The sequence below is a fragment of the Pseudomonas sp. K5002 genome (assembly GCF_013386655.1).
Taxonomy (GTDB): Bacteria; Pseudomonadota; Gammaproteobacteria; order Pseudomonadales; family Pseudomonadaceae; genus Aquipseudomonas.
Map to the genome: position 1 here is coordinate 1 of NZ_JACARK010001745.1, position 494 is coordinate 494.

Genomic DNA, 494 nt, shown 5'->3' on the forward strand with positions numbered 1-494 from the left:
GGCGCTGCACCCGGAGCTGCACAAGCCGAGCGCCGACGGCGAGCTGGCATTGCGCATCGAGCACCTGACCAAGACCTACACCGTCGGCGGCAGCTCGGTGGCGGCCTTGCGCAATGTCTCGCTGCAACTGCCACGGGGCAAGACCCTGGCGATTGTCGGCGAGTCCGGTTCGGGCAAAAGCACGTTGGTGAAAGCCGCGATCCGCCTGGTGGACAGCGACAGCGGCCACGTATGGGTCGGTGACACCGACTTCCTGGCCCTGCGCGGCTCGGCGCTGGCGGCGAATCGTCGGCGCATCCAGATGATTTTCCAGGACCCGTATGGCTCGCTCAATCCTCGGCACCGGGTGGGCGACATCATCGCCCGCGCCGCGCAATTGCGCGGGTTGTCGGCCAAGGATGCGTGGGCTGAAGCCGGAGATTTGCTGGAACAGGTGGGCCTCAAGCGCGACGCCCTCAAGCGCAAGCCCCGGCAGTTCTCCGGCGGCCAGCGCC

Annotated in this window: 1 protein-coding gene; it reads left to right on the plus strand. The window is 67.8% G+C overall.

From position 1 onward, the window contains the following. On the plus strand, positions 1–494 hold a 494-nt coding region (locus HX846_RS39060), incomplete at both ends, for an ATP-binding cassette domain-containing protein (RefSeq protein WP_178967682.1).